Annotated in this window: 6 protein-coding genes, 1 tRNA gene and 2 pseudogenes; 3 read left to right on the top strand and 6 right to left on the bottom strand. The window is 42.6% G+C overall.

Annotation, left to right across the window (positions count from 1 at the left end):
• A pseudogene (locus tag VZ94_RS11000) lies at positions 1-2,574 on the bottom strand (transcription-repair coupling factor); the annotation flags it as partial.
• 64 nt (positions 2,575-2,638) lie between these two features.
• Positions 2,639-3,658: a tRNA preQ1(34) S-adenosylmethionine ribosyltransferase-isomerase QueA gene (gene queA / locus VZ94_RS10995; RefSeq protein WP_045779268.1), complete on the bottom strand. Its 1,020-nt coding sequence runs from the start codon at positions 3,656-3,658 to the stop codon at positions 2,639-2,641.
• A gap of 89 nt (positions 3,659-3,747) precedes the next feature.
• On the opposite strand from queA, the gene VZ94_RS10990 reads away from it, so the two are divergent.
• A tRNA-Leu gene (locus VZ94_RS10990) sits at positions 3,748-3,834 on the top strand.
• 256 nt (positions 3,835-4,090) lie between these two features.
• On the opposite strand, the pseudogene VZ94_RS10985 reads toward VZ94_RS10990, so the two are convergent.
• A pseudogene (locus VZ94_RS10985) lies at positions 4,091-4,963 on the bottom strand (Rpn family recombination-promoting nuclease/putative transposase).
• Positions 4,964-5,147: 184 nt separating this feature from the next.
• Between VZ94_RS10985 and VZ94_RS10980 the strand changes: the two are divergent.
• Complete coding sequence (locus VZ94_RS10980) at positions 5,148-7,175, top strand: calcium-binding protein (protein ID WP_045779267.1); 2,028 nt, start codon at positions 5,148-5,150, stop codon at positions 7,173-7,175.
• A 99-nt stretch (positions 7,176-7,274) separates the two neighbouring features.
• Here the strand turns inward: VZ94_RS10980 and ureG are convergent, their stop codons facing one another.
• From ureG to ureE, 3 genes are read right to left on the bottom strand one after another with little or no spacing between them, the layout of a single operon-like run.
• Positions 7,275-7,796, bottom strand: a complete 522-nt coding sequence (ureG, locus tag VZ94_RS10975) for an urease accessory protein UreG (RefSeq protein ID WP_338040350.1) — start codon at positions 7,794-7,796, stop codon at positions 7,275-7,277.
• A 10-nt stretch (positions 7,797-7,806) separates the two neighbouring features.
• Positions 7,807-8,481 (bottom strand): urease accessory protein UreF, encoded by a 675-nt coding sequence (locus VZ94_RS10970; protein WP_045779266.1) that lies wholly within the window; start codon positions 8,479-8,481, stop codon positions 7,807-7,809.
• The gene (ureE, locus tag VZ94_RS10965) at positions 8,471-8,902 is read right to left on the bottom strand and encodes an urease accessory protein UreE (protein WP_045779265.1); all 432 of its coding nucleotides are present in this window, start codon (positions 8,900-8,902) and stop codon (positions 8,471-8,473) included. The genes VZ94_RS10970 and ureE overlap by 11 nt, the downstream gene beginning before the upstream one ends.
• A gap of 191 nt (positions 8,903-9,093) precedes the next feature.
• Here ureE and VZ94_RS10960 point away from each other — a divergent pair, with 191 nt between their 5' ends.
• Positions 9,094-10,002 carry a glycosyltransferase family 2 protein gene (locus VZ94_RS10960; RefSeq protein ID WP_045779264.1) on the top strand — a complete coding sequence of 303 codons (909 nt, stop codon included), beginning with the start codon at positions 9,094-9,096 and terminating at the stop codon, positions 10,000-10,002.
• Positions 10,003-10,184: the final 182 nt, after the last annotated feature.

Here is a 10,184-nt window from a genome sequence, read left to right as displayed (position 1 = left end):
ATAATGCGCTCTAACTCACGCTCAGGCATTTGTCCATGGGCGCTTTCAATCCGCGCTTCGGGAATTAATTTACCTAAATCCAACGCCATTTTCGGCATGGTTTTCACATCGTTATGCAGAAAAAAAGACTTGTCCACCCCGCTTAATTTCACGCAAACACGCTTCTTTAATTTCCGCATCTTGCCAAACATGAATAAAGGTTTTAATCGCATGGCGGTTAGGCGGTGGGCTGGCAATAATCGAAATGTCACGCAAGCCTGACATCGCCATGTTTAATGTGCGCGGGATAGGCGTAGCTGTTAACGTCAACATATCGATTTCATTACGCAACTTTTTGAAATGCTCTTTTTGGCGCACACCAAAACGATGTTCCTCATCGATAATCACTAAGCCTAACGCTTGAAACTTCAAATCCTTGGCTAATAACGTATGGGTACCAATAACAATATCAACTTTACCTTGGATAAGCGCGTCGGCAATCTCCTTCTGCTGTTTAGCTGTGACAAAACGCGACATCACTTCTATGCGCACCGGCCAATCGGCAAAACGGTCACAAAAATTTTGATAATGCTGTTGTGCTAATAATGTGGTCGGCACTAACACTGCCACTTGTTTACCATTCTGTACAGCAATAAACGCAGCACGCATAGCGACTTCAGTTTTACCAAAACCGACATCGCCGCAAATAACCCTGTCCATAGGCTTGCCACTCGCCATATCCTCAATAATGGCATCAATCGCGGATAATTGATCCGGTGTTTCCTCAAATGGAAACGCCTCGGCAAAAATCTGATAATCGGTATTCTCAACTTGAAAGCAATGACCTTGTTTTAAAGCCCGTTTAGCATGAATATCTAATAACTCCGCAGCAACATCATGGATACGCTCAATGGCTTTTTTCTTAGCCTTCGCCCATTGGTCGCCACCTAGCTTATGTAATGGTGCATTTTCAGGACTCATGCCGGTATAACGGCCTATAACATGCAAGGCGGACACCGGTACATAAAGCTTATCGTTATTAGCATACTCCAAACTTAAAAACTCAGCGGGTATACCTGCGATAGTTAATGTTTGTAGCCCTAAATAGCGCCCTACGCCATGCTCTCGATGCACCACTGGCGAACCGATAGTCAGCTCGTTAAGATTATTAATAACAGCTTCTAACTCTTTAGCCGCCGATTTTAATCGCCGCCTTTTCTGCTGCGCCTTTTCGCCAGACAAAAGATTTTCTGGAATTAACGCTAGCGCTTGAAAACCATCGCTCTCATTAAGAATTAGCCCTTGATCGATAGGCGCAACCAACAGACATAAACGCTCAGTCGTCGTTAAAAATGCTTGCCAACTGTCTAGCAACTTAACGCTAATTTTAAATTGGCGTAATCGCTCTAATAATGCTTCCCTACGCCCCGCAGATTCAGCAATAAATAAAACTTTACCTGAAAACGACTCGATAAACTGCTGTAAACGAAATGCCGGTAGCTCTAACTTTGGATTAACCGTCAAATCAGGCAATACCTTGCAAATACTATCGTTGCTGGCTTGAGTACTAATAACGATTTTGACAAAGCGCTGGGTTTTATCACCTAATTCATCTGCCGACAAAAATAATTGCTGAGGCGTTAATAACGGTCGCTCGACATCGTAGCGACGTTGCTCATAACGCTCTTCTGCTTCATGAAAAAACTGCTCAGCCGTGCTGACTAACGCATCGGTCGCAACAAAAATGGCAGAATCCGGCAAATAATCAAACAATGTTGCTGTTTGCTCAACAAACAAAGGCAAATAATACTCTATACCACCGGGCGCAATGGCTTTGCTAACATCTTGATATAACGTATTTTTCTCTGAAGCATTAGGAAAATTAACCCTAAACGCTTGGCGGAACTGCTTAATAGCGGCGTCAGTAAATGGAAATTCGCGCGCCGGAAACAATTGAATTTGCTCTATTTTTTCTAATGAGCGTTGTGTATCAGGGTCAAATGTTCGGATTGACTCAATTTCATCATCAAACAATTCGATTCTAAACGGTACATGACTTCCCATAGGAAATAAATCAACAATTGAGCCGCGCACGGCAAACTCAGCGTGTTGATACACCTGCGAAACACATTGATAACCGACGCTTTCCAACTTAATCCGATTCAGCTCAACATTAAACTGATCACCGATTTTTAATGAAAAACTATTAGCTAGCACATGTTCCCTAGGTGCTAATCGATGCATTAATGTTGAAATCGCAACGACTAACGCACCGCGTTTTACATGTGCTAAAGACGATAAGGTTTTTAGGCGTTCTGAAGTAATTTCAGGTAGCGGCGAAAATACGTCATAAGGCAACGTTTCCCAATCGGGAAAATACAAAATTGGCTGTTCGCCCTGCAAAAAGAAGGCTAGCTCATGTTCTAAGCGCAAAGCCGTTTGCGTGTCGACCGTCACAATAACAAAGAAACGATTCGTCGCCCGAATCGAATTTGCTAATGCCAGCGAATCAGCGCAACCCGCTAAACCCGACCACGTTAATAGCGGTATAGCGCTATCAGGGATAGGAGGAGAAAATAATAAATGACTAGGCATTACACAAAACTGTATTATAAAAAATTTTGCTATCTTACACGGAAATACTAACTTTAGTATGACGTTAGCTGATAAACATTGCGTCGCCGTAACTAAAGAAACGGTAACGCTCAGTGATCGCATGTTGATAAGCAGCCTTAACAGTTTCAAAACTTGCAAACGCAGAAACCAGCATTAACAGCGTTGATTCGGGCAAATGAAAATTAGTCAATAAGCCATCAACAACTTTAAACTGATAACCCGGCGTGATAAATAGCTCCGTATCACCCATTCCTGCTTGTAAAGTGCCTGACACACTCGCTGACTCTAATGCACGCACTGATGTAGTACCTATAGCTATCACGCGCCCACCGTTCGCCCTAGTCTGATTCACTAAAGCGACTGTATCGTCAGAAACCACATAATATTCCTTATGCATACGATGTTCAGCTATCTGCGTAACTCTTACTGGCTGAAACGTGCCACTGCCCACATGCAAGGTCACAAAAGCCTTGCTCACACCTTTAGCCTCAAGCTGGTTTAACAGCTTATCGTCAAAATGCAAACCTGCTGTCGGTGCAGCAACCGCACCTAAATTTTTAGCAAACACGGTTTGATAACGCTGGCTATCGAAATCCGTATCTTCTCGCTGAATATACGGTGGCAACGGAATATGACCTATGGTATTTAACAGCTCATATACGGACTGCTGAGTATGAAAATGGACATAAAATAAATCGTCTTGCCGCGCTAAAACCTCGCAGCTTAGATTCTGTTCCAACTCAATAAAGCTACCAGATTTTGGTGCTTTACTTGCTTTAATATGAGTGAGCGCATGTTGGTCATCGATTACGCGTTCAATAAGCATCTCAACTTTGCCGCCACTTGCTTTACGGCCATACAACCTAGCAGGTATTACTTTCGTATCATTAAATACGAGCAAATCTCGTTCATTGACTAAATCAATAAATTCACGGAACAACGTATCGGTCAAACAACCACTTTGCCGTCCCATACAAAGTAATCGGCTTTGAGCGCGCTCAGGTAATGGTTGTTGGGCAATTAATTCAGGTGGCAAAAAATAATTAAAGTCGTTGGTCTTCATCATACAAACGCTAAAAAAGTGTTAATTGCTTAGCTTAACAAAAAAATAATTGGGAAATCTAAAAGTTTTAATTATAATGACAAGTCTGAGCCGGGGTGGCGGAACTGGTAGACGCGCCGGATTCAAAATCCGGTGATGGTGACATCGTGTCGGTTCGATTCCGACCCTCGGTACCAGAAAAAACAAGGGCTTAGCATTTTGCTTCAAGCCCTTTTTTATTGCCTGAAGGTTTTACGCTGCTCTTCAGCGTTGAATCCACGAACTTTTTTAACTCCGTAACAACGTTCCAATCATCAAGCATAAAAAAACCGACATTAATGCCGATTTACAGACGTGCTATACGATAAATTAGGCAAGTTAGCCATCCAGCTTACCTGCTACCGCCAAGCTCAACATTGCTTTTTAGCTATTGCAGCATAACCCATTGATGCATCATAGCTTTTTATTGGTTAAATTACTAATGACAAGCTGGCTTAAGCCCGTTAATTCACTAATCGTCGTTAAATCAAAACCTTTAGCTAACATGTTGCGCGCAATCGCGATAGATTTTTCTAATTCACCTTCTTCTTTCCCTTCTTTAAAAGCCGTCTCGGTCGCATTTTCCAATTCGCCATATTCCAGTAAGCTTTTTAAGTAGGCTTCATATTGCTTGGGCGTTAAATGCGCTAACTCAGCGATTTCAAAGCCTTTTCTAAAAATAGGCTCGTTTAAAATCGCAGGGATTTGGTCAAAGTTTTCTAAATGCTTTAAAAAATACACCCATTTATCAAAATGCGTGATTAGTTCGTGTTCTTGTTTGGTGAACAACGGCACAGACAAAAACCTAAAATGCAGTTTGTCAAACAGTACATCGCCGTCTTGGTCTTTTAAACACACGTCGCGGCGGAATTTTCTAATTTCTTCGGCTTCGTCATAATGAAAATTTAAAATCGCGATGAAATACACCGGGACTAGCTCAAAACTCCACAGGCCTTTTTTGGCTTGCTCTTTAATCGGAAAAGTCGAGTAAAACAACGCCCGGTCTTTAAAGAAGTTCATTTTGGCTTTTTGCATTTCGACAATAAAGCGCTGACCGTCTTGGGTTTGGCAATAAATGTCATAAACCGCTTTGCGTTGTTTAGACGAGCTAGGCAACTATTCTGGATTGTTAAAACTTAATTCGGCAATTTGATGATAATCCGGCAATAATTGATTTAAAAAATCAATTAATAAGTCTTTGCTCGCCTCTTCGCCGAATAGTTTTTTAAAGCCAAAATCGGTGTACGGGTTAAGGTATTTTTTATCGGTTGACCGTGTTTGCTTCATGTTAGTTACCGCTTTAAACGCATTTATCATGCATTGCTCAATTTCAGTTAACTATTTACCTAAATTTAGTGAAATGGTATAGCTTTCTTGCTCTGTTATGCGGTTATTGCCGCACAATAGCGCGATTCGACCATACCCTATAATGCGCTTTTCTTCTAATACTTACCCAATAACGAGGCACACAATGGCAACTAATTTAGGTTTTATCGATACTGAAAACAACGATGCATTTATTTTAGCGACTGACTTAGGTCAGCTTAAAGGCACCAATACTGGTGGTGGTATTATTTCGGCCTTACCCGATGTTACATCTAGCGACAATATAGATTTTTATCAGTTTGAATTAACAAGAACGGCGTTGATTAACAGTTATATTGAATTATCTTCTCCTGATGTCGTCGCGATTCAGGGCTATTATCAGATGCGCTTATATCAATTCGATAGCACAACTCAGCAATATAAAGAAGTCCAGGTGAGCACTCAATCGGATAATTACCCTTATAGTTATCGCTTGGAATTGTCAGGGCTAAAAGCCGGTACTTATGTGTTTGGTGTCGCTGGCGCAGAGCGTGATTTTGCCAATGCGACAGGTTTGTATAATCTTAGAATTGCTTTGCCTAGCGTTGATTTGCCCGGTACGGTTAAGCATGGCACGAATGGCGATGATGTGTTAACCGGCGTGAATAGCGAGAATACGTTATATGGTGAAGACGGTAATGACCGCTTAACCGGTAGTGGTGAAGACGATACTTTATACGGCGGTAATGGTAACGATACATTGGCAGGTGGCGAAAACTCAGACGTGTTAAATGGTGGCGCTGGAGTGGATAAAGTAGTGGTGTCCGGCGATTTAAATAAGTTTGTGTTAACTAACAATCGGTTAATAGGTCAAGGTGTTGATGTGTTAACCAGCATAGAGCGGGCTGAATTGCTTGGCGGTGACAGTGAAAATTATATCGATGCCTCGCAATTTACCAATGGCGCTGTTTACCTAGACGGTGGTTTGGATGATGACACGTTATTAGGTGGCAGCAAAAATGACAGCCTAGTCGGTGGTAGTGGCTTTGATTATTTAGACGGCGGTACGGGTAGAGATACTTTGGTCGGCGGTTCTGGTGGCGATACCTATATTGTTGATGATTTAGGCGATAAAGTCATAGAAACCGGCACATCTGATTATGATTTAGTAAAATCATCGGTAAGCTTTAATTTAAGCACGACATTAGAAGATTTAATTTTAACGGGGAAAGCCGCGATTAATGGTGTCGGCAATGGTTTGGATAATCACATAACCGGTAATTCAGCCAGAAATCAATTACAAGGTTTAGGCGGTCATGATGTATTAGATGGTGGCAAAGGTGTTGATACGTTAATCGGCGGTAAAGGCGATGATACTTATACCGTGGATTCACCGTTTGATAAAATCATAGAAGAGGCTAATAGCGGCTCAGACTTGGTACAATCGTCAGCCAGCAAATACAGCTTAAGCGCGTATGTGGAAGATTTGACGTTAATTGGCGCCGGAATCCAGGGCACCGGTAATGAGTTAGATAATACTATCGAAGGCAACGGACGGAATAATGTGTTATTCGGTGGCGATGGTGACGATATTATCTATGGTATGGAAGGTGGTGATACGCTGTACGGCGGTAACGGTGATGATTTGTTATACGGCGACAGCAGTGGTTATGCCAATGATGATGTTATTTTGGGCGGCAACGGCAACGACCATATTGATGGTGGTTTGTACGGACATGATATTTTAAACGGCGGAGCGGGTTACGATTTTTTTGCCAGTGACATTGATGATAATGACGTGTTTGTATTCCAGTTTGGGCAATCGTTGTTCGCCAATCCGGATGATATTGACGATTTTGGCGTAGGCAGCGATAAAATTGATTTACTGGCGCTTAACGGGGCGGAGCTAGCCAAACCGGTTAGCTTAACGCGGGCTGGTGATATTGAAGCGTTTGGGTTAAGTAAAGCCAATATTGCCAATATTTTTAGCGATGCGAATGGTGGTCAAGTCGGTCATCAAGCCTTACAAACCCATAGCACTGCATTGGTACAAACTTATGGTGGTATTTCGTATTTAATCGTTAATGACGGTCAAGCCGGTTTTCAAGCCGATAGCGATTTGGTCATTGCACTAGGCATTTATACCGAATTGCCGCCATTAGGTGCGATTGCTGTCGATACGTTTTTCGTTTAAGCGGTAACGACTTCTTCTAGCATACCTGAGCGGATAATAAAGGCTTCAATGTCTGCTAAACCGGTACTTGTTTTTAGGTTACTAAACACAAACGGTTTATCACCGCGCATTTTTTTTGGCATCTCTATCCATGACTTCTAATGACGCACCAACATAAGGCGCTAAATCTATCTTATTAATCACTAATAAATCCGAGCGGGTAATGCCGGGGCCGCCTTTACGCGGAATTTTATCGCCTGCTGATACGTCGATAACGTAAATCATTAAATCTGCAAGTTCTGGACTAAACGTTGCGCTTAAATTATCGCCGCCACTTTCGACGATAATAAAATCTAAATTAGGCCAGCGCTGCATTAAGTCATCAATTGCAGCGAGATTCATAGAAGCATCTTCGCGTATCGCAGTATGTGGACAACCGCCGGTTTCTACGCCTAAAATCCTTTCTTCTGGCAAGGCTTGGCTATTGATTAAAAATTGTTGGTCTTCGCGGGTGTAAATGTCGTTAGTAACTACGCCTATATCAAAACGGTCGCGCATACGCTTGCATAAAGCATCGACTAAGGCTGTTTTGCCCGAACCTACTGGACCACCTATACCTATTCTTAAAACGTGTTTAGTCATGGTTGTTCTCTTAAGAGCGAAATAATCGGGAATATTGAACTTCATGGCGGCTACTGGTTAGCGCTAAGCCGAAAGTACTGCCACCAATCATAGCATCATCTAAGGCTAACGCAGAATCAGCGAGTTCTGGTATCTCGACCGCTAGGGTTTGTAATAATTGCTGTCCTGCGACTTGACCTAAGGGTACTAGCTTAATTGCGCATAATACTTGATTTTCAAGCCAGCCCCAGCCATAGCCAATCAAGCTGGTGCGTAAGTCAATTTGCCAACGTACGGCCGCTAGGCTAAATAATGTTGCTAAAGTGGCTTCAGGCGAACGTTGCCACGCTTCTGCGTCGGCTAAGTCAAGTTTGCCTAATAATTTAGCTAAGGCTTGACCGGTTTGGCGATCTTCGGCGCGCAATTCTGAAGTTTCTCTAAACGCGTTAAGTGTTTGACTCCAGTATTTAACACCGTCTAAATCGTGTTGCTGCCACGCTGTGTATAGGCGAGACAGAATCGCTAAATCTGTTGGCATTAAACTATAACGCAGCATACCGTTTAACCAGCGGTAGGTTTGTTCGGCATTGCTGACTAAACCGTCGTCAATCGCCGTTTCTAAACCTTGCGAGTAACTATACATGCCAATAGGCAAGCTAGGGCTAACCAATTGCAATAAGCGTAATAAGCTTAAATCAGTGACCATGGCTATGATAGGCTCCAGCTTCTGGTTCAAACGGTAATGTGTCGTGCAGTACGGTTAAGCCTAAGCCCTCTACCATTTGATCGAGTACATGGTCATGTAAAAAACGTAATTCGCCTGGCAAGATTTGTAATGCAACATGGCGATTACCCAAATGATAACAAGCCCTTGCAAATAACAAGGCATCATCGCAGCGGACTATCGATAAGGCCTCTGGCGCGGCCTTGATGCGAACCTTATAGTGTTGTTCGCCAGTTAACACCACACCGGCGCGTATGGCTTGGCCGCGTGGTAAAAATACGCCAATTTTAATGCCGTTATCGGTGGTTGCCGGTAATCGGCATTTTTGTCTAGCATCAAAAGGCAAAGTTAAGCTATCGTCAATAGCGGTGTCAGAGTCCGCGAGTTCAGTGAGTTTTAACATGGTTAGAAGGAATGAAAAAGTGGGCGATACAACACTACGATTTAAGCTACGCCGTAGTGCGCGCGAAGTCTATAAGATAACAGAGCTTGTTTAAGTAGACTATAGCAAGCGGACATAATGAAAGTATAGGTAAATCAATTATTACTTATTAGAATACGCTCATTAGCTTAGCTCACTTTTTAAGGATAGTTATGATGACGCAGCGTTATGTTTTGATTTCCCCGTGCCGCAACGAGGCCCAATATATGCGACAAACCTTGGATTCTGTCGTTAACCAAACGATAACTCCCACGCAATGGGTGATTGTCGATGATGGTTCAACGGATGAGACGGCGGCCATATTAGCCGAGTATCAAAGCCGTTATGATTGGATTAGCGTGGTGACACGTAGCGATAGAGGCTATCGTGCCGTAGGGCCGGGTGTGATTGATGCGTTTTACGCCGGTTATGCCACGATTAATCCAGATAACTATGATTTTTTATGTAAGCTGGATTTGGATTTAAGACTACCGCGGCGTTATTTTGAAATATTAATAGCCCGCATGGAGGAAAATCCTACTATCGCAACGTGTAGTGGTAAAGCGTATATCGAACATGATAATGGCGAATTGGAATACGAGCGCCACGGTGATGAAACTTCATTAGGCATGACTAAGTTTTATCGTGTGTCATGTTTTAAAGCGATTGGCGGTTTTGTGCGCGAAGTGATGTGGGATGGCATCGATTGTCATCATTGTCGTATGCAAGGCTGGATTGCCTGTAGCTGGGATGAGCCTGAACTTAGATTTATTCATTTACGGCCTATGGGTTCATCGCAGCAAAATATTTATGTAGGTCGTATGCGTCATGGCTATGGTCAGTATTTCATGGGTACGGATTTTTTATATATGTTGGCTAGTGCTGTATATAGATTGAATGAAAAGCCTTATATCTTAGGTAGTTTAGCGATGTTATGGGGCTGGTTAGAAGCGTGGTTAAAAGGTAAGCCACGCTATGAACATCTCGAATTTAGAAAATTTCTGAATACTTATCAGTGGCGTGCGTTACTGGTGGGTAAGCAGAAGGCTATTGAAGAAATAATGCAAAAACATCAAAGATAATAAACGCAAACGATTACACAAGGATGTGTAGCTATGTCTTACGCTAGCAACCAATGTCTTGGTTGTGTAGGCGCAGAATTCCTACCTTATGTGTTGCTGTTTCAAACGCAACCTAGAAAATCCTTCATCTCGTTGACGTATTGTATTGCCAATTTGAATAAGCACTCATGCGCTCAAAATCA

This window comes from Methylocucumis oryzae (assembly GCF_000963695.1).
GTDB lineage: Bacteria > Pseudomonadota > Gammaproteobacteria > Methylococcales > Methylomonadaceae > Methylovulum > Methylovulum oryzae.
The sequence above is the reverse complement of the archived record's forward strand: the minus strand, read 5'-3'. Positions and strand labels throughout refer to the sequence as shown.